This window comes from Ignavibacteriales bacterium, from assembly GCA_026390595.1.
Lineage (GTDB): Bacteria > Bacteroidota > Ignavibacteria > UBA10030 > UBA10030 > UBA9647.
In genome coordinates, this window is the sequence record JAPLFQ010000021.1 from 225177 (window position 1) to 250558 (window position 25382).

16 protein-coding genes are annotated in these 25382 nt (G+C 53.9%); 6 read left to right on the forward strand and 10 right to left on the reverse strand.

Going from position 1 to position 25382, the window contains the following annotated elements; translation table 11 throughout:
- Positions 1-117: 117 nt before the first annotated feature.
- From NTU47_11035 to NTU47_11050, 4 genes are all read right to left on the reverse strand, one after another.
- The gene (locus NTU47_11035) at positions 118-3933 is read right to left on the reverse strand and encodes a thymidylate synthase (GenBank protein MCX6134336.1); all 3816 of its coding nucleotides are present in this window, start codon (positions 3931-3933) and stop codon (positions 118-120) included.
- Between the two features lie 32 nt (positions 3934-3965).
- On the reverse strand, positions 3966-5195 hold the full coding sequence (locus NTU47_11040; GenBank protein MCX6134337.1) for a hypothetical protein: 1230 nt from the start codon (positions 5193-5195) through the stop codon (positions 3966-3968).
- A complete protein-coding gene (locus NTU47_11045) occupies positions 5192-5656 on the reverse strand; it encodes a transposase (protein ID MCX6134338.1) in 465 nt (154 codons plus the stop codon). The genes NTU47_11040 and NTU47_11045 overlap by 4 nt, the downstream gene beginning before the upstream one ends.
- Positions 5657-5789: 133 nt before the next feature.
- The gene (locus NTU47_11050) at positions 5790-7334 is read right to left on the reverse strand and encodes an aromatic amino acid ammonia-lyase (protein ID MCX6134339.1); all 1545 of its coding nucleotides are present in this window, start codon (positions 7332-7334) and stop codon (positions 5790-5792) included.
- Between the two features lie 320 nt (positions 7335-7654).
- Here NTU47_11050 and NTU47_11055 point away from each other — a divergent pair, with 320 nt between their 5' ends.
- Entirely contained in the window at positions 7655-8524 is an 870-nt protein-coding gene (locus tag NTU47_11055; GenBank protein MCX6134340.1) for a hypothetical protein, read from the forward strand.
- A 210-nt stretch (positions 8525-8734) separates the two neighbouring features.
- Here NTU47_11055 and NTU47_11060 read toward each other — a convergent pair whose 3' ends face one another.
- Entirely contained in the window at positions 8735-10276 is a 1542-nt protein-coding gene (locus NTU47_11060; protein MCX6134341.1) for a DEAD/DEAH box helicase, read from the reverse strand.
- Positions 10277-10708: 432 nt separating this feature from the next.
- Here NTU47_11060 and NTU47_11065 point away from each other — a divergent pair, with 432 nt between their 5' ends.
- Positions 10709-11815, forward strand: a complete 1107-nt coding sequence (locus tag NTU47_11065) for a carboxypeptidase-like regulatory domain-containing protein (protein ID MCX6134342.1) — start codon at positions 10709-10711, stop codon at positions 11813-11815.
- Between the two features lie 18 nt (positions 11816-11833).
- Here the strand turns inward: NTU47_11065 and NTU47_11070 are convergent, their stop codons facing one another.
- Positions 11834-13750 carry an AMP-binding protein gene (locus NTU47_11070; protein MCX6134343.1) on the reverse strand — a complete coding sequence of 639 codons (1917 nt, stop codon included), beginning with the start codon at positions 13748-13750 and terminating at the stop codon, positions 11834-11836.
- Positions 13751-14240: 490 nt separating this feature from the next.
- Here NTU47_11070 and NTU47_11075 point away from each other — a divergent pair, with 490 nt between their 5' ends.
- The 3 genes from NTU47_11075 to NTU47_11085 all read left to right on the forward strand — a co-directional run bounded on the left by NTU47_11075 (position 14241) and on the right by NTU47_11085 (position 17207).
- Complete coding sequence (locus tag NTU47_11075) at positions 14241-15149, forward strand: DUF3667 domain-containing protein (protein ID MCX6134344.1); 909 nt, start codon at positions 14241-14243, stop codon at positions 15147-15149.
- 75 nt (positions 15150-15224) lie between these two features.
- Entirely contained in the window at positions 15225-16337 is a 1113-nt protein-coding gene (locus NTU47_11080; GenBank protein ID MCX6134345.1) for a M1 family metallopeptidase, read from the forward strand.
- A gap of 48 nt (positions 16338-16385) precedes the next feature.
- Positions 16386-17207 carry a T9SS type A sorting domain-containing protein gene (locus NTU47_11085; GenBank protein ID MCX6134346.1) on the forward strand — a complete coding sequence of 274 codons (822 nt, stop codon included), beginning with the start codon at positions 16386-16388 and terminating at the stop codon, positions 17205-17207.
- A 74-nt stretch (positions 17208-17281) separates the two neighbouring features.
- Here the strand turns inward: NTU47_11085 and NTU47_11090 are convergent, their stop codons facing one another.
- Complete coding sequence (locus NTU47_11090) at positions 17282-17992, reverse strand: hypothetical protein (protein ID MCX6134347.1); 711 nt, start codon at positions 17990-17992, stop codon at positions 17282-17284.
- Between the two features lie 229 nt (positions 17993-18221).
- Positions 18222-20249: a M3 family metallopeptidase gene (locus tag NTU47_11095; GenBank protein MCX6134348.1), complete on the reverse strand. Its 2028-nt coding sequence runs from the start codon at positions 20247-20249 to the stop codon at positions 18222-18224.
- Positions 20250-20697: 448 nt separating this feature from the next.
- On the opposite strand from NTU47_11095, the gene NTU47_11100 reads away from it, so the two are divergent.
- Positions 20698-21594 carry a response regulator gene (locus NTU47_11100; GenBank protein MCX6134349.1) on the forward strand — a complete coding sequence of 299 codons (897 nt, stop codon included), beginning with the start codon at positions 20698-20700 and terminating at the stop codon, positions 21592-21594.
- 40 nt (positions 21595-21634) lie between these two features.
- Here the strand turns inward: NTU47_11100 and NTU47_11105 are convergent, their stop codons facing one another.
- Complete coding sequence (locus NTU47_11105; protein ID MCX6134350.1) at positions 21635-22204, reverse strand: hypothetical protein; 570 nt, start codon at positions 22202-22204, stop codon at positions 21635-21637.
- Between the two features lie 68 nt (positions 22205-22272).
- Complete coding sequence (locus tag NTU47_11110) at positions 22273-25371, reverse strand: PAS domain S-box protein (protein ID MCX6134351.1); 3099 nt, start codon at positions 25369-25371, stop codon at positions 22273-22275.
- Positions 25372-25382 lie beyond the last annotated feature (11 nt).

Genomic DNA, 25382 nt, shown 5'->3' on the forward strand with positions numbered 1-25382 from the left:
CGCCCAAAGAGGGGCGGGGAAGACTGCGCTCAGGATAACGATGGGGTTTTCATTTGTCGAAAAGAGAAACGCCGTCAGTCTGACCGCAGGATCATGATTCTCTTTTTGGTTCCGCCTCTAATTGAACAATCTCCGTAGTTCTGAGAGAGAGATCGATTGCTTCGGAGCAAACTCCTTGCTGGAGACGTACTGTTCGAGACTGAAGCGAAGCTGCCGCGCAACAGGTCGTTTTTCGAGATCGGTCTTCAGATCGATGCTGCAAATCAACAGTTTTCCATTTCCGACTCTTACTTCGACGACCAAGCCGAGGCGTCTGTTGGTGAACCAATCATCCACGACCTGAACCATTGGTCGGACTCCCGGCGGGAGAGAATCAAGTATCATCGCACGCGACTTCGTGATCAAATCCCACCACTGCCAGTTCGTGTGGAAGTCTGTCGGGAACGCCCTGAATGCCGGTTGCTTGGGATCACAGAGTATTCCAAGCGTGTGAGGCGGTTGCTTGGACGTCCACGCCGTATTCCAGAAGATGGATGAGAAACCCGGCGGGACATCGGACCTGACGAGGCTCGTATCGGCAAGAAGGAGAACGCTCTTTCCTGCGCTGAGCGCTTCCTCCACGCTCGGATCAAGTTTCTCCGCCACGAGGAAATTTGCCGCCCTGACGCTGTCCAGTTTCGACGGATAGACCCAGAAATCCCAATCGTTGGAGAACTGCCCAACAGACACTTCGAAGTTCATCTTGCCCGTGGGCCATCCGTCGAGGTAGAGGCGCATGCTTCCAAGAGCGACCGCGTTCGCAATCGGTATATCGGCCTCCTTCAGAATCCCTTCTGCCATGAGCTTTCCCGACGCGTTTCGGATTCTCCAATGAGGAGTAATACGTGTAAGTGGTTCCGGGCCGAAATGCGCTACTTCGATCTCGGCCGCGAATTGCTCGTCGTTCAGAAATGTCATTTTCTGCAAGCGAGCGAGTGGAACCGTCGGATTGCAGAATCTCGAATACTCCTTCGCCGTCACATATCCTTTTTCCTGCCAGAAGGGGTCAAGGACTCCGACAAGCGCGGTTCCTTGTCCGGGGAAATCGTGCAGATCGAGAAGTTCGAATCCCGCCATCCCGGGAGTTCGCAGAGCGGCTTCAATGTCAGCTTTGTAACATAGCACCTGAAGCTTGCCGGAGGCCATCAGGAAATCGTGCGCCTGATCTCCCATGTGATTTTGCTCAAGCGATGCTTTGAAGATCTCGAAATTCTTAGCCCTCAGGACGCCGGTGTATTTCTTGATTTCTTTGAAGTTTGGATACGCACACCATTGCCCGATCTCGTGGCTCACAACAGGCTTGTCATATTTCGTGATGACCTGTCGGAAATCGTACGCAGTCTGCGGCGCTTCTTTGTTGATGATGCTTGAGAGCCCGGCACCCCAGAGTTGAATGCGAGGCGCATCTGTCACGTGGAAATCGCTTTCCGGAATCTGCGGCCACCCTGCGCCGCTTGTATAGACCCGACGCGAGTCCTTCTGTCTCCAATATTTGACGAACTCTCCAAAGAATTTTGCCTGATTGCTTCCCGACGGTTCATTCCCGTACGACATCATGCAGAACGATGGATGATTTCCATATGCTGCAACGATTCGCTCGCTCTCCTGGTACAACCAGATATCGAACGGTTTCCCTTCGCCGACAGTTGTCCAGGCACAGCATTCAACGTAGAGATAGATGCCTTGCTGGTCTGCAGCCTCGAATGCGGCTTCGGGGGGACACCAGGAGTGGAAGCGGACATGGTTCAAGCCGTACGCCTTGCAGGTCTTGAAGATTCTTGTCCACTCCCGGATGTCTGTGGGGGCATATCCGGTCTTCGGGAAGATTGCGCACTCGAGAGTCCCGCGCAAAAATACAGGTCGGTCGTTGACGACGAAACGTGTCCCTTCAGCGCGGAACTCTCGCAGGCCAAATTGAACAGTCCGCTTGTCCTGAAGTTCTTTGCCGCCCCCGTCGAATGTCACGTTCAGAGTGTACACGTTGGGGTTGAATTCATCCCAGAGCAGGGCATCAGGTCCCATCTTGAGTTCGACATCATGCGTGACGGAATTATGTCCCGAACTGGTCATGAAGGAGGACGTTTCAACCGGTTTGGGTTTGCCTGTTCGGCTTATCAGTTTTGCCGATAATCGGAGGATACCTCCTGCAAAACCCGTCGACGCACTTTCGATCCTGACACGAACGGTGACGCTCTTCAAATGGATGTGCGAGATAACAGTGACGTTGACGATGTGGACAGGCGGGAAAGTACGAAGTTCAATTCTTCCCGTGATCCCGTTCCAGTTCGTCTGCGTATGGTCTGTGACGCTGTGTGCATTTCTTCCCACATCGATATCTTTGATGCGGTTGTCGATGCGAATGGTAATGCGGTGTTTTCCCGGCGTAAGGTACTTGGTGAGGTCGTACTCGTGCGGAGTGCCGAGGCTGTTCTGCGTTCCGACTTCCCGGTCGTCAACCCAGAGTTGCGTTTCCCAATGACAGCGTTCGAGGAAAATGGAGATTAGTTTCCCCTGCCATTCAGCGGGGATAACTACACTCTTTTGATACCACGCGGCACCCACGTACGTTTTGACAGGATTCAGCCAGAATGGAACTTTGACGTTTCCCGGCTGGCGGTATTTCTCATATTTCTTGTCGGTGAACCATGACTTGTCGACGATGCCGCCCGTCCACTTTGTGTTGACACTGACGTCGTTCCCCTTCCCGTTCTGTGCCATCGAGCCGGGGAGAATGATAGTTTCAGGAATGCTGCCTAGAAACCACTTGTCCGCGATGCCGATGTCGGTGGAATCGATCTTGAATCTCCAAGGTCCGGTGAGGCTGATGGTGGAGGGGACGGGCTGGGCAAAGGCAGAGCCGCAGGCGATGAGGAGAATGAGGAAAATACTGATTGATCTGATGGTCACACGATTCCTGGATGCAGTGTAATGGTTGTAGGGAAGTTGCGTGCTCGATACCGAACACCAGGCGATGGGGCTGCCCAAACTCCTCGATCCACCGGCAGAAGAAACGTAAATAGTTGAGGAAATGATACGATCGGTGAATCTCAATGTGCCGTTGTACATTTCCTGAATGAAGTCATCGTGGAAATTGTACACTCTCTCCTCGAAACTCATGGTCTCCACACGATCGAAGAGCATACGTCGGGCGCTATCGATGTCCTTCCCGTAGATATGAAACGAGTCGGCGTGCCAGTTCATCCTTCCCAGCTCCACTTTCCTTCCTGTCTTCGCTGCGATACCCGCGGCAACGATTTCCTTGTTGAACTGGTTGAAGCCGAACATGTTCATGAAGTTCGCACCACATGCGTCGTTGCTCCGGAACCGCACATTGCAGTTCAGCCACCAGACGCCTTCTTCATCTTCCAGGATTCTGTACCAAAGAGACTGGAGACACGGAGGGTCGTAGCAGCTGACGTCGAGATTCGGCATCCACGTAATCATTTGGGCCTGGCGCGTGAACGGCTGCTTCGCGAGTTTCTCAACTACGGCCTCGATCTGATTCACCGTGAAGAATCCAACCTGTTGCGACTTCCCCCCCGCCAATTCCTTCCATGCCCCGTACGCCGCGAGACGTCCGTGATACGTATATTCCCACCTCGTGTCATCCGGATCGTTCATGTTCTTGACCCAATGGTCCTTCGCCCCCATCAGTTCCATGGAGTATTCCTTCAGGTCATCGATCCCTCCCGGGAAGGCTTTGTGGATCATCGGATCAGTAAACGGTTCGAGAATTGTTATATCCATCGTGGAGTCGATGCTGAGCGGGTCGTCCGGCTTGTCGTACTGCGTTTTGAACCGAACACCATGATTGTACAACTGTATGAGCGCTTTCTCGTATGCTTCAGCGAGCGTCTTTTCGCAGACGGTAAGAACTGGAATGTTGCGTTGCATGGTTTGCTCCCGAAGAAAGTGTAATGATCAAATCACCCGATCTCATGTACGGCGTCGAACATCGCGACAACATTCTCCGGCGGGACGTCAGCCAGGATGTTGTGAACCTGCTGAAACACGAAGCCACCCCCATGCTTGAGGATGTTGACTTGTCTTTTCACATGCATCTCGATTTCTTCCGGTGTTCCCAGCGGCAGAATGCGCTGTGTGTCGCACCCTCCACCCCAGAAGACCATCTCGCTGCCAAATTCCGATTTGAGGGCGCTCACATCCATGCCGCTGCAGGCAATTTGGACGGGGTTGATGGCATCGAGCCCTGCATCAATGAGGTCGGGAAGAAGCTCCTTCACACCACCGCAACAGTGCAGCATCACCTTCACAGGGGCGAGCTGTTTTGCCCGTTCCCACATTACCCTATGCCGCGGTTTGAAGAACTCACGGTACATTGCAGGAGAAATTTGTGGACCGCTCTGCATACCGAGATCATCCCCGAAGACTATGACGTCGATCGAATCGCCCACAACGCCGAGAAAATGCTCGAGATTTTTCAAGTGCATTTCGACGATACGATCGAGAAATGCGTGGACCCTGTCAGGATCCTCTGCGAGCATCAGTAGGAAGCCATCATTGCGATAGAGGAACTGCCCCATCTCGAGGAGGTTTCCGCCGAACAGACCCAGAATCGCGCGGTCAGTGCTCAATCGGAGACGTCTCGCGCCTTCACGATAGAAGGTGTCACCGGCGGGACCATCGACCAGCGGACCCGGCGGAGAAGCGATAGCAGTCCACATCGATTCTGCGAGGGCTTCCTGAATTGCGTCGAGGTTGTCTTTTTCATAGAAGGGATAGAACGTTTGCTCAAAGTACAGCGCGCGATCCGGCATCTGAGCGATGACGCGTCCGCTCTTCGAACGTATGACCCATCGTTTGTCGTCGCGCTCCGGCAGTGTCCAAACCGGCATCTTGCACGCCGTACCATCCGGCAGCACCCAGTCGGCCCAATCCTCGTCCCGAAGCGCGAATCCGCGGCCGAGTTCTATCGTGTCGACTCCGAACCGGTCCAGCACATCATCATCGACAATCGCAAGTTGCTGGATCGGGTCGTAGACCCGAACAGGACGAGCAGGCAGACCGAGATACTGGCGCAGTTTGGGATACAGGAGGGCTGCGATGCCGGATGACCGGTGGCCGGAGAGATCCACGGGAACGCGATCCGGTTCGCGATGATCGAGGGATGTCAGAACACGTTCTCGGGAGGTCATAGTTTTGACGTGCGGGATGAATGGCGTGGAGGTTTAGCGCCTTCTTGTTTAATCCAAGATGACAATTCGTCAATCACTCCTTGTTCGAGGATGTTCTGATCTGCTTGCCACCTCTCCGGATTTGAGGCAATGTATTCGCTGATTCTTTCAAGAGACCGTTCATCCCTGATAATGTGCTCGAAATAATTCCGTTGCCAAACGGAAAGACCAGGCGTGCCGCGCAATTCGTTGATCCGTCTGGCTGAAAATGTTTTGAAACTGCGCACGATTTCAGACAAAGGATAACGCCTGGGGGGGGAGGGTTCCGAACCTTCCCCTACCAGATTGGATTCGGTAATGACAATAATGCCGTGGACGTGATTTGGCATGACCACGAATTCGTCCGTCTGGACACATGGATAATGGTTCGGAAGATCCTTCCAGCATGAGGCAACGATCTCGCCAAAGCCATTGAGCACCATTCTATCCGCATTGACCCTCCCAAAGATTTGCTCGCGATCCTTCGCACAGATTGTGACAAAATACTCACCAGCTTGACTATAGTCATACCCTCTGAGGCGTATTGCTTTTCGGCGATGCTTGGATCCGGGCATCTTACAATTCAGGAAGATTGGACGATTCCAGGGCACCCACAGTTTTCTCAACCTCTTCAAGAATCTCGCACGATCGCACGACTTTCTGCATCAGCGTGTGATCCGGATACAGCGGGCGATCTTCATCGAGATGAGTGACATGCTTCCGCACAATTTCTCTGGCTTTCCTCACACCGACACCGGGCGTGAACTCGCGGAAATCGAGAGCCTGCGACGCGGCGAGAAATTCTATGCCAAGAATGCCGTTCGCGTTGTCAAGTATCTGTCCATTCTTGATCGCAGTGTTCATACCCATGGAAACGAAATCTTCCTGGTCCGCTGCAGCCGGAATTGACGCAACCGACGCCGGAGCGGAAAGCATGCGCTGCTCGACGATCAACGTATCTGCGGTGTATTGACTGAGCATGAATCCGGAAAACATGCCGGCCCCCTTCGTCAGGAAGGCGGGCAAGCCAACACTCAAAGCCGGATTCAGGAGCCGATTGAGCCTTCGCTCCGACAACACGCTGACCATCGTAACGGCCGCACCAACCATGTCCATGGGAAGAGAAATCGGACTCCCCTGGAAATTCGCCCCCGTCAATGTCAGGTTGTATTCCGGGAGGAAAATGGGGTTGTCGGCCACCGCATTGAGCTCAATCTCAACCTGCTTCCGGGCGTGTGCGACTGCGTCGTGCGCCGCGCCGATGACCTGCGGTGAAGAGCGCATCGAATATGCATCCTGTACTTTCGTCTTGATTCTCCCGGAGAGGAGGTCGCTCCCCTTGATACAAGCGAGTATCGCTTGCGCACTCCGAATCGCCCCGGGGAATCCCCGCAGTTCGTGCAACCGAACATCATACGGTTTCATGTTCGCGTACAGGGCCTCGAGAGACATTGCGCACGCAATTTCTGCCTGCTTCAACCAGCGGTTGATGTCGTAGATATGGATGGCGCTCATCGCGGTGAGCAGGTTCGATCCGTTGATCGTTGCGAGACCATCCCGGGCGTGGAGACCGGGGATTGGAATTCCCGCCTTCCCGAGGGCATCCTTCCCGGGCATTCGTTCTCCACGATAGTACGCTTCTCCTTCCCCCATCAGAAGAAGAGCAATCTGCGACATCGGTGCCAGATCACCGCTCGCACCAACCGAACCTTTCTGGCACACGACTGGCGTGACTCCCTTGTTCAACATCTCAACAAGGGTAAGGGTGATCTCGGGGCGGCAGCCTGACCTTCCCCTGGCGTGCACGTTGATCCTGCCTGCGATCGCCCCTCGAACATACTCGATAGGAGCAGGCTCGCCGATCCCTGCAGCGTGATTGTAGATGAGATATCTCTGGAATTGTTTCACCTGCTCATCCGTCAGGACGATTTCGGAAAACTCTCCAATTCCTGTATTCGTGCCGTACATGATTTCCCTGGCCTGGAGCTTTTGCTCAAGCATCGCGCGGCACGCTTTGATTCTTTCAAGTGCATTTGGATGCAATTCGACAGGCTCACCATACCGGGCGATACGAACGAGCTGTTCAATAGTGAGCCCTGATCCCTGCAGAACTATGGCCATTGTGTGTTCCTTTGGTTCCTGAGTGAGCCGATTCACCTGCTCTGATTCACGTTCTTTGCACAAAGCTACTGCAGATCAACCTGAAAGGCAACAGAAAGAGGCAAATGATCCGCTCTTGAGAACGGACCTTCGGAGGAGAACTCACCATCGGCAGAGTCTGGTGGAACTCGGATCGATTCCCGGAAATGAGTCCGCCCAGAGCATTACGCAAAACTTTTGCCTGGGGCCTGCGTCTAAGGTTGTGCCTACGTATTCGTGTGCAAGAAATGACTCTCGACTATGTCCAACATTTGTGGAAACGACTTAATTCGGAGGTAGTAATGAATAGACTTCTGGAACAAAGGGGCACTGCCTGCACAGCAGTGGTCTTCTTGTTTGCCGCTGCCGTGGTTCTCTTTCTCCAGGGATGCGGCTCATCGTTACAGCTGACAAGCAAATGGAGCGAGCGCAAGATCCAGATCGACGGAGACCTGAAAGAATGGTCAGATTCAACTCTGTTCGTTCAGAAAGACGACATCAGGTTCGGCGTGATGAACGACAATGAGTTTCTGTATGTTTGCGTCATTTCGTCCAAACCGAATATCGGGCGGCAAATCATATTCAGGGGGATGACGGTCTGGTTCGATCCCAACGGTGGAGAGAAGAAGACCTTCGGTGTGAGGTTTCCGATCGGGATGAGAATGGGAACAATGCCGATGAAGCCCGATGATGAAGAAACCGATCAGCGCGGCAACAGATTTGACGCAATGAACCGCCAGGCGCTCAGCGATTTTGAGTTCATTGGACCGACAGAGAAGGATCTTCAGATGGTGTCGAGACTTCAGGGGCAAGGAATCGAAATGCACCTGACATCGGCACCTGAGCGATTTGTCTATGAATTGAAGATTCCGCTGGCGTACTCTTCAGCGCACCCTTATGCAATTGAATCGCGTCCCGGAGCGCCCATCGGAGTCGGATTCGAAACAAACGCTTTGCAGAGACCCGGCGGGATGGGAGGTCCGGAAGGGGCCGGCGAAGGCGGTGGCGGACGAGGTGGCGTGGGAGGCGGCAGAGGCGGTGTAGGAGGTGTCGGTGGCGGCCGCGGGGGAAGAATGCCCGGCGGCGCAGGTCCAGGGGGCGATCGCCCCGGTGGTGCGAACATCTCCTTCAACGTTTGGACGCACGTGCAGCTCGCGGAAAAAACACGTTAGCCGACCTGATCACCGTCTGCCAGGATCCACTTTCTGGCGACGAGCGATCATTCGAGATGTTTTTCCGATACGATTGAATCTACGGGAGTGTAAGAGGCGGGAGAAGCACTCTTGCGGCGGGGAAACGATGCGAATGCGGAGTGCGGATTCTCTGTGGGGGCATTGACACATCGTCCCCACAGATCATCCATAGCTGACACGAGGCTTGACTTATGCCCGTTTAAAGAACTTCTTTAGCTTCTTTCCGAACCCTTCGTCCTTCTTTCCTTCTTCCATCAACTTCCGCCAATCCTGATCTTTGACCGTCGGCGTGACAGACTGGTTCGTCACCTTACGAGTCTCGTAGCGCTTGCCCGTCTGATTCGAAGGTTGTGGTCGTCTTCCTCTGCTGCCTCCGCCGTCCCTGCTGCCTCGGCTGTCTCTGCTGCCTCGGCTGTCTCTGCTATCTCTGCTGCTTCGGTTTTCCCTGCTCCCCTGGCTGTCCCTGCCGTCTCTACCGTCTCTCTTGTTCTTCGTAGAGGTCAGCGGTCGGGCCGTGTGGCGCGGATGGCGACGCTCTTCCGGCTCCTTCTTATGGGTTGTCCCTTCACCAGATGAAGCGGGAGGAACGTCTTTCTTGATATGCTCGAATCCCGGGTAGCGCTTCAGTTCGTGCTTCTTTCCGACGAAGAATTCGATGTTCTTCACATACTTTCGCTCCTGATTGGAAACGAACGTAAGAGAATCACCGCTGTGTGTCGCACGCCCAGTCCGTCCGATTCGATGGACATAATCTTCAGCGAACGCCGGCGTATCAAAGTTGATGACATGGGATATGCCCTCGACGTCAATTCCGCGCGCAGCGATATCTGTCGCCACCAGAACCGTATACTGTCCCTGCTTGAATCCCGCAAGCGCCCGTTGACGTTGGGCCTGAGTCCGATTCGCATGAATGGCCACAGATTTCAGACCGTTCTTTTCAAGGCGGCGTGAAATCTTGTCTGCACCGTGCTTGGTGCGGGAGAAGACAAGAACGCTGTCCATCTTTTCAGTTCTTAGGATGTGCAACAGGAGCGTCAGCTTCATGTCCTGCTCGACGCTATAGAAGACCTGACGAATCGTCTCAACAGGCTTCCGTTGCTCACCGACTTCGATCAGCTCTGGATTGTGCTGAATGGAGGCAACCAGAGCCCTGATCTCCTTCGACATCGTGGCGGAGAACAAAAGAGTCTGGCGTTTCGCGGCTGTCTTTCCGATGATCGTACGAACGTCGTTGATGAAGCCCATATCGAACATGCGATCGGCTTCGTCAAGCACAAGCACTTCGACGTGCGAGAGATCGATTGTTTTTCGATTGATATGATCCAGGAGGCGGCCCGGAGTAGCAATGACGATATCGATGCCGCGGCGCAATCGCTTCAGCTGGTTGTCCATGTTGACACCGCCGTAGATTGAGAGGCTCTGAAGCGTTGTGAATCGACCATACGTGGTGACGAAGTCCTCAACTTGCTGGGCAAGCTCCCTCGTCGGGGTAAGGACGAGCGCTCTGACGTGCCTGTGCGTATGATGGGCCGGGCCTTTGGTAAGATGGTTCAACAGGGGGAGCACAAAAGCAGCTGTTTTTCCCGTCCCGGTCTGTGCGCAGCCAATGATGTCTTTTCCTGCGACAGCGAGGGGTATCGCGCGCGTCTGGATCTCAGTGGGGGCTGTGTAACCCGTCGCAAGAATACCCTGCACGAGCTGGTCTGAAAGACCAAGTTTTGAAAATGGCATAAATAGGAACCTTATAGTAAGTAGTACTGATGGTGAAACGCGCTGCGTAGGATGTTAAGGGGCTGTATCTGGCAGGAGTGCGGAGTGTCTAACGCTGCTGAACCCGGCTGCCTCCACGTGGGATGCAAGCGAAGTTCTTCCCAACAATACCTTAGCTTCTTGTCATCAGAGAGCGAGTCTCGTGATCCGCTTCCGATGCATAAAGCACGGATGCGGTGGCCGCGTATAGCGGCACATATAATATACGGCTATTGGACGTCACTTCCTATCTCAATCGCACCCAGATCGCCGCAGGCCGGCGATCATGGCAGATTTCGGCTGAAATGAGAGGGGAATGCACGAAATCGGTCGCTCGAAAGATTGCTCGGGTCTTTCCATATATCTATATTCATATGAAACCAACGTCTCTTCTTCGAACTTCCACAGCTCTTCATGCCACGACAATTTCGATCACAATCAGTCATTGAAAGATCTCTCCTGCTGACTGCCGTGCTGATTTGCCTTCAGTCCGCCACGTTCGCCCAGTATGCCACGCTCGCCGGAAGAGTGCTTGACGACTCGACGTCAGCGCCGCTCGCCAATGTGAATATCTACATAGCGGGCTCAACGCTCGGCGCCAACACAAATGAGAATGGGGTATTTGAGATACGCAATATCCCTCTGGGTAATCATGATATCGTAGCGTCGAGAATCGGCTACCTCCTCTCCACCTTCCGGACAAGCCTGGGAGAGCCAAGGAAACGGGAGATTGAGATCAGGCTCAAACCTACGAATGTCGAGATGACCGAGGTGGTTATCTCAGCCCCCGACCCAACGGAATGGAAGAACGATCTTGCGAAGTTCTCAGACCTTTTTCTCGGTACGACGAGGAACGCGAAGGGGTGCAGAATCATGAACCCCGAGGTTCTCGATTTCAAGTCCGAGGGAAACGACATCTTTGAAGCAACTGCCCGCCGGTCATTGGAGATCGAGAACCTGGCACTGGGCTACCATCTCACCTTCCTTTTGAAATCATTCAGGAAGGAAGGAGATATTATGACATTCGAAGGTTTTCCAAAATTCCGCGAGCTGAAACCGGCCTCACCGAAGGGGACTGAAGAATGGAAAGAAAACCGTATGCGGGCCTTTCGCGGCTCGATGCGCCATTTCCTGATGGCTCTCTTCAGAAGAGAATTGAATCCCACAGGATATTCCATCTTCCATCTCGATTTTCTCGGGGTTGGGAACGTTTCGCCGGTTCGGAAACTGCTCACCGAAAACGAGGTCCTTTACGACAGCCCGTCAGCCATGGTGAAGACACTCCGGTTCAGTGGTTTTCTCGAGGTCGAATACTGGAGAGAAGTTGAGAGCGGTTACAATCTTCTTCAGAAGGCGGGGACATCGGGTCAAGTTTCGTGGTTTACGCTGAACTACCTGGCAGTTGGAATCAACGAACGCGGCTTCATCAATGAAGAATTCCCCACAAAGATCTACGGGTATTGGTCGTGGAGGCGGGTGGGGGACATGCTGCCACTGGATTTTGAGCCGGAGAAGAAGTGAACCTTGGGAGAGCGAGATTTAACCCAAGCGTTTGATGATCATCCGGTTTTGAGGATTACAGATGTCCTTTCCCTGTGCGGTGTATATGTAATCGATGCGGTCGCGATAAAACTCCGTGATTTTTCCGCGTACCATCTTCAACGTGCTGTTGAGGAGATGATTCTGTTCATTGAATCCCTCACCCAACACAGCAATGCCTGCCGGCAGCCAGCGCTCCGGGAATTCCCCTGCGTGCGCTCCTTTTGATTCGAACTTCCCAATCTCGGATTTGATGAGGCGAAGGACGGCCTCCTGGCCATCTTCAGACTGCGTTGAGAGGTTGTGGTCGCGCAAGTGCTTCAGAATGTTGTCCTTGTTCGGGACCACGAGCGCCGACGTAAAGGGGGACTGGTTGTTATGCAGCATGATCTGATCGATGTAGATTGAATCGCCTACGATCGCTTCTTCAATTCCCTCCGGACTGTATTTCTCTCCGTCGTGACCGATGAGGAGACTCTTGGCCCGTCCGAAAACATACAGAAACCTCTCGTTGTCAACATATCCCAGGTCGCCGGTATAGAGCCAGCCATCGCGCAAGGTTTCGTCCGTCGCCTTCTCGTTTTTCCAATAGCCGGCCATCACGTTCTCCCCTTTCACCACGATCTCCCCCTGCTGACCAGCCGGGAGATCATTCCCCTGTTCATCACAAATCCTCACCTCGAGGTTCGCCACAATAGCACCGGAAGAACCAAGCTTGTGCCGCGCGGGCACGTTTGCCGAGATGACGGGGGCAGCTTCGGTCAGACCGTACCCCTGGAACATCGGAATGCCGATGGCATAGAAGAATCGCTGCAGCTCTATATCAAGCAGGGCGCCGCCGCCGATGAAGAACTGGAGGCGTCCGCCGAAGCTCTTCCGGATCTTGCGAAAGATCAGGAAATCGTAGAGCTTGTATTGAATCTTCATTCCTGCCTTCGCGTTCCTTCCGCGATCCCAGCCGTTACCGTTGTAGGCGTAGGCAAGCTCCAGCGCCTTCTTGAAGATTCTTTCCACGCCCGGCCCTTTTTCACGGATACCCTTCTCGATGTTCTTTTTGAAATTCTTCGCAAGCGCCGGAACGCTGAGAAGGAACGTCGGTCGAGTCTCGCGGATATTCCCGGGAACGTTCTTCAGCGTTTCGAGCGGAGTCCGGCCCACTTTCACGGACGACATGCTCGCTCCGTTTTTCGTGAGCGTGTAGACGCCGCAGGTGTGGGCGAAACAATGATCCCACGGAAGGACCAGCAGTGAAGTGTATGACTCCGGTATCGGGAGCAAGGCGGACGCCTGCTCGACGTTGGCAGTATAGTTGCGATGCGTCAGGATGATCCCTTTCGGATCCGCTGTGGTGCCCGACGTGTAGCATATGTTCGCGGGGTCAGTTTCGGCCACCGATTTCCACCGCTGCTCGAATTCGTTCTTGTGGAATTTCAGATACCGTTTCCCGATTTGCAGCAATTCGTCGAGCGACTGCTCGTCTTCGTCGCGCTTGACGTCTCCGTCGAGCACAAGGATATGCTCCAATTCCGGCAGGTCCTTTTTCAATTGCCGGATCTTCTGCACTTGCGTGCCGGACACGACTGCCATGCGACAGCCGGAGTGAGCGAGCCGGAACCGGAGATCGGAAAGCTCCTCGATCTTCACCGAGAGCGGAACGTTGACGGCCCCGGCATACAGCATGGCCAGTTCCATGACCACCCAATCGTTGCGCCCCTCGGAAATGAGCGCCAGACGGTCCCCCTTCTGAATGCCCAGGTCCATCAGACCCGCCGCCGCCTCGTAAACCCGTTGCCGGATTTCACGGTACGACGACCCCTTGTAGGCCCCTTCACTTTTTTCCCACATCATGACATTGTCGGGGAATCTGGCAGCGCTCTCCTCAAACATGGACAGAAGTGTGCGGTGTGGAGCTATCATAGCGATCCCTTATTGCCTGAATGTATTTCGATTGTTCCTGACTCCTATTGACCGGCCCGCTGATGACGCGATGGACCGGCAGTCCTTTTGCTCATGGGATCGATAACCAATCCCGTTCACATACCGTCTCCATAACCTGTCGCTGGACAGCCTCGGGGAAGACACCGGCGATGCTGCCAATTGCGAGTTTTCTGATAAGGGTTCTCTCCATGAGCCGGTTGGTACAATCACCGCCATCGCGGCCTGGAATCGATGTGAGCAATGTGCGCTACAAAGCTACGGCAGTCCGCATTCAAACGCAATGGCTGATGTTTTTCAAATCAGAAAATCCTATTATTAGCTCAATCTAACCTGGGAATGATCCACCTTGCTCATTTGCCGGTTAGGTAATTCACGGCATCAGAGTGGAAAAGCGCATTGGCATCGCCAACCTGTCACCAAATGAGATCGTCAGGATGGAATGCAAGGAGGACAGTCCGAGTTGAAAGTGGTGAGACGATTTAAGAGTAAAACGTGTCCAAATTGCGGAGCCGAGTTCAGTGTCAAACCCGACCTTGCCGGCTTCTGCCCAGCGTGCGGGCAGGAGAATCACGACCTGAACATCCCCGTCAGGCATCTTCTCGCTGAGGTTGTTGAGACTGTGTTTCACTTCGACACAAAATCGGTCCGCACGCTGCGGGCTCTTGTGTTCAGTCCCGGATTCCTGACTACTGAGTTCATCCGCGGAAGACGGGCCCGATACGTCTCGCCGATCCGGCTGTACATCTTCATTAGTTTCTTGTTCTTCCTCCTCTTGTCATCCTCTTCCGGTCGCACCGATGAACGCACTGAGGTTGAAGCGGAGCAATCCGCCGCAGGAGGATTCAGCATGACCTTCTATGGTATCAATTCCAATGAGCTTCGCGGCCTCCGGAATTCTCAAATCGATTCTTTGATACAATCACGCAACATAAGTCCGACGGCAATGAGCAGGTACGTGGTGCATCAAATGGCCCGGGCCTTAGGGGGTAGTGGGAGGGAATTCACCCACTTGATCATTAAGAACTTCTCCTACATGGTGTTTGTCCTGATGCCGTTCTTTGGATATCTCGTGTATCTTTTCCATCGGAAACAGGATCCCCATTACGTCGGGACGCTCGTCTTCTCTCTTCATTTTCACAGTTTCGCTTTCCTGGCCTTGACGCTCTTGCTGCTGCTGAGTCGAGTCCCCTTTCTGGCGCCTGTTACTCTGTTGGCCCCAATTGTACTGGCGATCTATCTCTATATGGGCATGAGGTCGGTGTTCGGCCAATCGCGGATTTCGGCCCTATGGAGAACGATCATCATTGGCGCTCTTCATGTCATCTCGGTGGCAGTGCTCTTTCTCGTGACCGTATTTGCAAGCGTAGTGGTTTTCTGATTGTTTGCTCTGCAATTTCCGGCGCATCGGCGTTGAAGCACAACACATTTATCGTTGGCAAAAGGCACGAACACAATGAACCGACATCATTCTTCATTCCGGTGCGTCCTTGGGATGCTCCTGATCTTCTCCATGCACATGGCAGCGCAAGTGCCTTCGGAAGGCCGTTTGCACAAGCACCTTGATTCCGGCGGGGCGTTGATGAGGGAGCAGGCGGCGTACGATGTTCTCTTCTACCGGCTGAAGCTCACTATCGATACGGCGACACGATCGATCTCCGGAAGCACGTTCATCCGCGCCATCGCTAAGGATACCTTGAGCGCGTTTGTCCTCGACCTCAGTGAGAACTACACGGTGGACATGGTCTCATGGCGGGGTCAACGGCAATACGGATATCCACTCTTGTACTCCCGCCCCGGCGGCAGACTCTGGATCACCCTCCCCTTTCTCGTACAACAGTCGGACACCATTTTGGTGGAAGTCTTCTACCGTGGCATACCAAAGGTCGCCGCAAACCCGCCATGGGACGACGGTTTCGTCTGGAAAAGGACGAAAACCGGCGAGCTTTGGGCCGGCGTGGCTTGCGAGGAAGAAGGCGGCGACGTATGGTGGCCGTGCAAAGACCATCCTTCGGATGAGGCTGACTCGGTCGCGCTGAGTTTCACAGTGCCATCCAGCCTGGTCTGCGTGTCCAACGGAAAGCTTCTCGGAACAGTCGACAATAGCAACGGGACGAAAACGTACCATTGGTATGTCGGTCAGACGATCAATAACTACAACGTCACATTCTACCTTGGACCCTATGTTCGAATCCCTGTCGATTACACCAGCGTGACGGGTGCAAAGATCCCCGCCGAGTATTGGTTCCTTCCCTACAACGTCGATTCAGTGAAGAAGATCATGCCGACATGGCTCAAGGACATACGCTTCCTGGAAGAGACCAACGGACCATATCCATTTCGGGCAGAGAAGTATTGCATTGTGGACGCCCCCTATGCCGGGATGGAGCATCAGACGAGTGTCGCGTACGGCGTCTATGGCGGGTCTCAATTCAATGCGAACTGGCAGGGATATGGTTTTGATTACATCCATCTCCATGAGTTAGCGCATGAATGGTGGGGGAATCTCGTTACGGCCAAGGACTGGAGCGACATCTGGATTCATGAAGGTTTCGCCACTTACATGTAGGCTCTCTTTGTTGAAAAACAAAGCGGCCTTGCGCGGTACAGGTCCTACATGGCAAGATTGAGACCAACGAGCATCACACGTCCCATCGCCCCGCCGCAAAGCGTCACAGCCCAGGTTGGGTTCCTCGGCAACGTCTATAACGGCGGTGCCTGGGTTCTTCACACGCTTCGCAATTATGTCGGCGATACAACGTTTTTCAGACTTCTTCGGCGCTGGGCATATCCCGATCCCGCGATGGAGAACCTCACCAACGGCAGGCAATGCCGCCTCGCAACGACCGAAGAATTCCGGCACATTGCCGAACAAGTTTCGGGCAGAACCCTGGACTGGTTTTTCACAGTCTATCTTCGGCAAGCAGGGCTTCCCCAACTGACAGTGGGACGAAAAGATACCTCCGTCACGTTGCGGTGGATCATTCCGAACAACATCGTTTTTCCGATGCCGGTCGAGGTGCAGGTCGGCTCGACGAGATTAATTGTTGATATGAGTTCCGGGACGGGAACGTTCTCTGTTCCCATCGGCGTTACGCCGACCATCGACCCGGATGCAAGAATATTCATGGCCTCGCCAAAGACAGTTTCGGTGGAAGAGTTGGGGGATATTATTCCGAAAACATTTGATGTATCGGTGTATCCAAATCCTTTCAACCCATCAACCACGCTGCAGATCGAGTTACCGAGGAAGACGCTCATCGAAGGCGAGATCGTTTCGCTTTCGGGCGAACAAGTGCTTCGGATTGAGAGCTCCTGGCATGAGGCAGGGACACATACCGTGACAGTGAATCTGGGCAATCACAGTTCGGGGGTCTATTTCGCGGTGATTCGAGGTGAAGGGCGAACGGTGACGAAGAAGCTCATGTTGGTGAAATGATTGTCGCTTGGTCCAAAAGACAAAGGAGCGTGCAGAGGATCCTCCGCACGCTCCTTTGCTGTACTGCCTTACGATCATTCAAATACTTTTTCCAGAACCTGATACCGTGCGTGCAGCGCTTCTTCCAGCTTCGCGAGTTCATCCTTCCCCTTCTTTGCTTTCACTGCCGCAGCAAATGCCTTCACGGATTCTTCAAGGTTTTTTCGAGCCTTGTTGAATTGCTCGGTTTTCGCTTCAAGCCGCTTCGGTAACGCGGCCCCGTTCAGTGCCACCATTTTCACACTCAGAGAATCGGCAGAAGTTTTAATCAGCTCGGACTTGTTCTCCGGCACGTAGTAGTGATGGAGCGTGTACAGTGATTGATGAAAGGCATCGAGCTCTTTCAGGACGGGGCGAACGAGACGAACCATTTGTTCGTAGTTCATATGAACTGCTTCCGTCGCCTTCAGGATCCCCTCGCTGTGGTCTTTCGCCACGGCATCCTTGTATTCCTTCATCGATTGGGTAAGGACCTGCAGCTTTTCGTCCCATTTGTCCTTCTTCTCGCGAAGGATGCCGGGAAGTTTTGCGCCGGCCAGTGTTGCGTATGCTTTTTCGACATCCGGGAGCAGGGTCTTCAGCTTTGCGATATCCTTTGCCGGCCACGCTGTATGCCACAGTTCATAGATCGGTTTATGGAATGCGTCAAGCTCCGGAACCCGCCCGTTCGTTTCGTCGGGAAGCTGCGCGTAGAGGAATGCTGCGTTGAATAGAAGTGCGAAAAGGAGAAGGCTGATTTTGCGCATAGGTTTGGTCCTTTGGTTTATGGAGTTCAAGTAATAGAACGCAGACTACACAGATGCTACGAGATTCTCACTGAAGGCTAGGTCCGCAAGTACCAATCTGTCGTCCGACAGTCCCGCCATACCGCCACAAAGACGGCGGTCAAGCAAGATAGGCGGGCACGTCAACTGTCGGGCATGGGTCCTTTTCGACAGTGTAACTGTCGAAGAACAAGACGGACTTTCTCGACCGTTACATCAACCCCCTTCTCTTCAGCAATGGCTCGATGGATGGTTTCTTCCCACGGAATTTCTCATACTGCTTCATGGCCTCGTCGGTTGCGCCCCTCGCGAGAACATGCTCTTCAAAGGCCTTTGCCGTTGCCTGGTCGAACAGACCCCGCTCCTTGAATGCGTCGAATGCATCAGCGTCCAGAACAGCGGCCCAGATATAGTAATAGTATCCGGCATCATATCCCCCGCCAGCACTCCAAATGTGCGAAAAATAAGGGCTTCTATAACGGACCACAATCTCCGGAATCAGGCCGATCTTGTCCAACGATTTTTTCTCGAACGCATTCGCATTGACGATTTCGGCCTTGGTCAGCGAGTGCCAGTCCATATCGAGGAAGCATGCCGAAAGGTATTCTACGGTGACGAAGCCCTGATTGAATTTCGAGCTGTTCTCGATCTTGCTGATCAACGATTGGGGAATCACCTCTCCTGTCTGGTAGTGCCGGGCATACAACCGAAGAACTTCCGGATCGAACGCCCAGTTCTCCATGATCTGAGAGGGGAGCTCGACAAAATCCCCGGGGACGCTCAGGCTGCGATACGTCTGGTTCTGGAGAAGGCCGTTCAGAGCATGGCCAAACTCATGGAACAACGTGCGCACTTCGTCCGGGCTGAGAAGTGCAGGCTTGTCGCCCGTCGGGCGCGAGAAATTGCCGATGTTGTAAACAAGTGGAGTGACCATCTTGCCGTCGCGCCATTCCTGTGCCCGAAAGCCGTCGCACCATGCGCCGGCCCTTTTGCCTGGACGCGGGAAGTAATCGGAATAGAAGATCCCGACGTGCGATCCATCGCGGCGTTTGACCTCAAACACTGCAGCTTCGTCGATGTACTTCGGTATGTCCCTGCGCTCCGTGAACTGAAGGCCGAAAAGGCGTGAGGCAACTTCGAAGGCGCCCTTCCGCACGTTCTCAAGCAGGAAATAGGGCCGGAGTTCGTTCTCGTCAAGATCATATTTCGCTTTTCTGACTTTCTCAGCGTAGTACCACCAGTCCCATGGCTGGAGCTTGAACGTGCCCCCTTCTTTTCGGATAAGAGCCTGCATCTCATCCCGTTCCTTCTTGGCGTTTTTCAGCGCCGGTTTCCACAGCTTGTTCAGGAACGCATACACCGCGGAAGGAGTCTTCGCCATGTTCTTTTCTTCAACGTAATCCGCGTGCGTCTTGTAGCCGAGCAAATGGGCACGCTGAACGCGCAGGGAGGCCATGCGCGCGACCGTCCCCTTGTTGTCACACTCGTTGTCGTTGTCACCGCGCATGATGTACGCCTTGAGCAGTTCCTCCCGAAGTGCCCGGTTTTTTGCATACTGGAGGAACGGGATCATGCTGGGCTTGTGGACGGTGAAGACCCATTTCCCATCCAGTCCCTTCTTCCTGCCGGTTTCTGCCGCCCCGTCGATTACATTCTGCGGAAGTCCATCAAGATCCTCTTTGTTCTTGATCACGAGCGCGAACCGGTTGGTCTCCTTGAGGACGTTCTCATCGAACTTCAATCCCAGCAGCGAGAGCTCTTCATTGATCTTCCGAAATCCATCCTTCTTGGCTGGCGGAAGATTGGCGCCACCGCGCACGAATCGCTTGTACTGATCGTCCAGAAGTTTCGCCTGCTCGGCATTCAGCCCGAGCTTTGCTCGTTGCGCGTAGACAACCTTGACGCGCTGGAAGAGCTTGTCGTTGAGATTGATATCATCACGATGCTTCGAGAGCTGAGGAGCCAGGTCATTGGCAATTTTCTGGAGATCATCGGTCGTGTTGAACCCCTGGAGGCCGAAGAAGACACTCCCGACTCTGTCAAGCAACAGTCCACTTCGCTCGAACGCTTCAATTGTGTTCTGGAAACTCGGAGGCTGCGGGTTGCTGACGATCGATTCGATCTCGCGCATCTGATCCTGCATTCCCTTCTGAAAAGCCGGCACGTAGTGCTCGGGTCTTATCAGGTTGAACGGCGGAGTCTCGAAAGGCGTCGAGTAACTGGAAAAGAATGGATTCATATCGCGAGATTCTTTCTCCGGTTGTTGAGCGTGTAACAGCGTTTGTAGACACAGCACGATGGCTGCGAGCAGTATTGCTTTCATGATGAACCCCGTAGTGGTGTTGTGGTGCGAGGGAAACCGGTGTCGGTGGGAAAAGATAGAAGTTTTTCCGAAGATTTCCTTTCTGGCAGGCATGTGAAAGCATACTATTTGGGATGGTGCCGATTCCAACGCCGGGGAATGATGTCCCATTACGAGAATCACGGCTCATTCGCAATTGTGAAGATGGAAACTAAGAGCGATTCCCCACAGTTAGATATAGAAACTGGGCTTGCTTGACTGGTTTGACTTACCGATATTGAGAAACATGGTGAGTCTCGGAGGCCGCCGACGGGCCAGAGTGGCCTTACGATGGCAGTTGCGCGGTTGCCGATTCTCGATGGGGGGAAACTAAGGGAAAATTGTCATGGTAAATGAACCTAACCGAGATACCGTCCTTGTCGTTGACGACGAAGAACCTCTCCGGGATGTTCTTCGGCGCATGCTTGAAGAAGAAGGATGCGGGGTGCTGACTGCGAGCAACGGCAGCGAGGCTCTCAAGATTCTTCAGACTCACCCTGATTCGATCAGCGTCGTCATCCTCGACTGGATGATGCCGCAGATGACCGGTATCGAGCTCCTCCGCTGGATGAAGACACAACGGCGCATCGAGCACATTCCGGTGATCATGCTGACGGCCCTCGACGACCCAGCCCGCATTAAGGAAGGGATCGACGCCGGAGCGTTCTACTATCTCATCAAGCCGTTCCAACGGATGCTGCTCAACTCCATCCTCCGGGCAGCCGTCGCGGACTATCACGCCTTTCGTCATTTACTTGATACACTGCAGCAGTACAAGAAACCCATCGCCCTGCTCGAAGAAGGGGTGTTTCGTTTTCGCACTCCACAGGAAGCTGAGCAGGTCGCTGTCGTGATTGCCAGTGCAACACCAGATCCTGAACACGCGATGGTCATCGCGGAACTGCTCCTCAACGCAGTGGAACACGGGAATCTTGGTATCACGTATGCAGAGAAAGGGAAGCTCGTCGACGAAAATGCATGGGAAGAGGAAGTGACGCGCAGGCTCGCATTGCCTGAGAACGCCGAAAGAAACGTCGAAGTGCGGATGAAAAGGGTGGGATCAAATCTGCAGGTTGAAATTGAGGACCAGGGAACGGGATTTGATTATCAGCGCTATCTAAGTATTGACGAATCGCGACTCTTCGACAACCACGGTCGGGGCATAGCGATCGCGCGCGCTGCACTCAACATAGAGTTTGTCGGAACGGGTAACAAAGTGCTGGTATCGATCCCTCTGGGATAAGGTGCGCCCGGTTCGTAATTTCCTCTTTTATCCCTCGAGATCAACGCCCTTCAGAAGATGCGCTCTTTGCCAGAATGTCCAGCAGTGATTTCAGCGGAGGGAGGCCGTATCCCTTGTCGTGCATCCACAGCACGACACCCTTCTCATCGAGGAGGATGACTCTGCAATTCCTCGGAGTCTGGGTTCCTGTCCACTGAGCGATCTTCCCGCCGTCGCTTCCATACACCGTCATGACATCTTTCCACGATTCCTGCGGAATACCGCTTCGCATTCCTTTGTCGATGACTCCCTTGAAGAGGGACGGAAGCAGACCGGGGATCGTCGGCACTTCATAGACCGGAGGAAGAGGGAGATTTGCGGTGAAGAAGCCTATCCCCCATCGATCGATATCGAACTGCGTCTCCTGTACGTAACCGACCACGATAACGACCTTCTTGCCCTTGAAATGATCCGGCAGCGTAACCTCGTCACCGCTCAGCGATTTTCCCTGTACCGTGGGAAATGGCTCGCCGACGATATTCCTATTTGGATATGTCGTGCCGCAGCCGGGGAGCGACAGAAGTCCCGCTAATCCCACGATTGTCGCACGGAGTGTTTTCCTGAGATTCATAGATTCTCCCTCGATTTTCATGAACCGTGATGCGCCTGCGGCGTCCTAAGCTATCCACACCGGGGCTGCTAGCTGTCGAGTACCCTCCGAATGCAGCGGAGCAATTCGTCGGGCTGATAGGGCTTCCTGATTACCTCCCGCACACCTGATTTCAGAATATCAGCCGTGAATCCCGGTTCCAGAAAACCACTCGCCAAGACGACTTTGATCTGCGCATTGATGCGTTTCAACTTCTGAAAGACCTCGCTGCCGGACAGGCGCGGCAGGCCGACATCCGCTATGACAAGCGAGATTTCGCGCCTATGAAGCATGAACACTTCCACTGCCTCAACGCCATCGCCGGCGGTTATCACTGAATAACCCTTCGATATCAGTGCGTTCTTCAGCAAATCGCGAAGCATATCTTCATCCTCAACCACCAGAATCGTTTCTGTGCCGCGGGGAACATCCCCCGATGGCTCTCGTTTGCTCTCCGGCAATTCTGCTGCTCCTGCCTCAGCCGGGAGGTAGATCTGGAATGTCGTGCCGATTCCGACTTCGCTCTCCACATCGACGAACCCGCCGTGGCTTTCTATGATACCGTACACGGTCGCCAGACCGAGCCCTGTCCCTTTTCCCTTCTCTTTCGTCGTGAAGAATGGTTCGAAGATCCGTTGTTTTGTCACTTCGTCCATTCCCTCACCTGTATCGGACACTTCCAGGACGACATACTGAGCGGCTCCGGCACCTGAGAATTGACCTGCGACGGACTTACCGGCTACGAGTGTGGTCATAAGTGAGAGCGAGCCTCCACGCGGCATCGCATCGCGGGAGTTGATGCAGAGGTTAAGCACCATTTGATGGAGCTGCGTTGAATCGGCGACAATGGATGGAAGATCCGTGTCGAGCCGCGTGTTGATGACCACGCTCCTGGGGAACGTCTCGCCGACAAGCCTGGTAATTTCCAGGACAATGTCGTTGATAGAAACCGATTCGAAAAGGACATCTGATTTGCTGGCGAACGTCAGAAGCTGGGTAACAAGGGCGGCTCCACGCTTGCTCGCTTTGATGATGGCGTCGGCGGTTGCGATCTGTTTGCCCGCGACGTTCTGGCTTTGCTTCAGCAGAGAGGCGTGTCCGAGAACGATCGCGAGAATATTATTGAAATCGTGCGCAATGCCGCCGGCAAGCGTGCCGAGGCTTTCCATTTTTTGTGACTGTCGAAATTGTCCCTCGAGGCGTCTCCTCTCCGAAACATCCCGGGCTACACCCAGCAAACCGACAATCTTACCGTCCTGAGTTTGAGGTGTGATCGTGAATTCTCCGACAACGTATCCGCCATCCTTCGTCCGAATGCGAATCTCGAGCATTGGCACACGCTCTCCCTGCAACCCTCGCACAAAATTCTCACGCGCACCGGCGAGGTCGTCGTGGTGAAACAGGTCGTTGTAGAGCTTTCCGAGCCACTCGGCTCGTTTCCACCCGGTGCTGATTTCGAACGCGGGATTCAGCGAGGTGATTATGCCGTGAGGGGTTGCCGTAAAGATGACATCTCTCGCGCTGTCAATGAGGCTCCGGTAACGCTCCTCACTATCGCTGAGACGTTGTTCCGCATGCTTACGCTCCGTGATGTCCGTTGCCGCCCCAATGAGCGCAATGGGAGCACCTTCCGAATCACGAACAACCGATGTTGAGAGATAGACCGGGAATTCGGACCCATCTTTCCTCACGTTCAGAAGTTCTCCCTCCCATCCGCCGCGCAAGGTCGCCTGCAAGATCTCCCCTGTCACATTCGCCAGGTTATTCTCGGAGCGCACCATTCGGACTGATTTCGTCACGAGCTCCGCTGGCGCGTATCCATACGTCCTCGAAAACGCATCGTTCACGAATAGAATATTGTCTTCCAGATCGGTGATGCTGACACAATCCCTGATGCTCTTCAACGCTTGAGCAAGCATGAAGATCTCTCGCTCAACCTCCCGCCGCTTCGTCATATCCTCGACGATGCCAACGCCGCCTTTGACGTGCCTCTTGTCATCATAGACGGGAGCAGTTTTCATCAATACCCATAGCTGGGCAGAACTCGTTGTCGCCTCGTACTGCCCTTCGTACTGCCCTTCCAATCCGGCTAGTGACTCTCGAACGGCGGGCAGAACCCTCTTGTCCCTGACGGTTGACAAATCGAGCCCGAGCAGCCGTTCCCGTGTAGACTGCAGAAGGTCTTCAAACTGTGTGTTGAAATCTGTTATGCGGAGGTCAAGGTCATAATAGAAAATGCCGACTGGCGATTGGTAGAAGAGTTGTCGGTAACGTTCTTCACTGGCACGCAACGCCAGTTCGGACTTTCGTCGCTCGGTCATGTCGCGCAGAGAGCCCTCTACACCCATCGGCTCGCCCGACTCGCTGTAGAGCACGTGGGCATTCACTGATGTGGTAACGTGGTGGCCCGACTTTGACTTCAGCGAAAGTTCAAAATCAACGACCTCTCCCCGTTTTGAAATCGCAGCGAGGAGTTTCTCTCGGTCGGGAGGATTGGCGTAGACATCCGTCACCGGCCGTCCGATCAACTCTTGTCGTGTATACTCCGAGTATCGTTCGATCGATGGACTGATATCAATGATGTTCCCCCGCTTGTCCACCTGATAGAATACGTCCTGCACATTTTCAAAAATCCGCCGGTATTTTCCCTCGCTTTCACGCAGGGCTTGTTCAACGCGTTTCCGTTCGGTTATATCGACAAATGCAGCCTGCACGGCGGGTTGCCCGTGATACTCGATGCGGCTCGAGAAAATTTCAAGCCACCGCACCTCGCCATCCTTGCGAGTGACGCGGGCTTCATAGCGGGGAGTGACCGCTTTTCCTTCGAGGCGTCCTTCATATTTGCTCAGCATCCCGAAACGATCCTCTCCATACATGAAATTCTGGATCTGCCCGGGAGAAGCTGAGAGAATCTCTTCGATCGAAAATCCGAACATTTCTGCGGTCGGCTGGCTGGCAAACACCACGCGGATGGGCAGACCCTGCACGATGACAGTTCCCTGAAGGGAGGTATCGGTCAGGGCCTTATAGCGCCCTTCCGATTCCTTCAGCTTTGTTCGGAGTTCACGCACGCTTTCGCGCAGCGCACGAAGCTCTTCATCGCGATCGGTCGTGTTCTTTTTCTGGTCCATCAGGCTTATTGGTTTCAAACCGGAAATAC

Bases quoted from the DNA above. Each gene is read 5' to 3' on its own strand.
- NTU47_11060 (MCX6134341.1), bottom strand. From the start codon at position 10,276: ATGCCATTTTCAAAACTTGGTCTTTCAGACCAGCTCGTGCAGGGTATT.
- NTU47_11095 (MCX6134348.1), bottom strand. From the start codon at position 20,249: ATGAATCCATTCTTTTCCAGTTACTCGACGCCTTTCGAGACTCCGCCG.
- NTU47_11085 (MCX6134346.1), top strand. From the start codon at position 16,386: ATGGCAAGATTGAGACCAACGAGCATCACACGTCCCATCGCCCCGCCG.
- NTU47_11055 (MCX6134340.1), top strand. From the start codon at position 7,655: ATGAATAGACTTCTGGAACAAAGGGGCACTGCCTGCACAGCAGTGGTC.
- NTU47_11105 (MCX6134350.1), bottom strand. From the start codon at position 22,204: ATGAATCTCAGGAAAACACTCCGTGCGACAATCGTGGGATTAGCGGGA.
- NTU47_11100 (MCX6134349.1), top strand. From the start codon at position 20,698: ATGGTAAATGAACCTAACCGAGATACCGTCCTTGTCGTTGACGACGAA.
- NTU47_11040 (MCX6134337.1), bottom strand. From the start codon at position 5,195: ATGACCTCCCGAGAACGTGTTCTGACATCCCTCGATCATCGCGAACCG.
- NTU47_11035 (MCX6134336.1), bottom strand. From the start codon at position 3,933: ATGCAACGCAACATTCCAGTTCTTACCGTCTGCGAAAAGACGCTCGCT.
- NTU47_11080 (MCX6134345.1), top strand. From the start codon at position 15,225: ATGAACCGACATCATTCTTCATTCCGGTGCGTCCTTGGGATGCTCCTG.
- NTU47_11050 (MCX6134339.1), bottom strand. From the start codon at position 7,334: ATGGCCATAGTTCTGCAGGGATCAGGGCTCACTATTGAACAGCTCGTT.
- NTU47_11045 (MCX6134338.1), bottom strand. From the start codon at position 5,656: ATGGTGCTCAATGGCTTTGGCGAGATCGTTGCCTCATGCTGGAAGGAT.
- NTU47_11065 (MCX6134342.1), top strand. From the start codon at position 10,709: ATGCCACGACAATTTCGATCACAATCAGTCATTGAAAGATCTCTCCTG.
- NTU47_11090 (MCX6134347.1), bottom strand. From the start codon at position 17,992: ATGCGCAAAATCAGCCTTCTCCTTTTCGCACTTCTATTCAACGCAGCA.
- NTU47_11070 (MCX6134343.1), bottom strand. From the start codon at position 13,750: ATGATAGCTCCACACCGCACACTTCTGTCCATGTTTGAGGAGAGCGCT.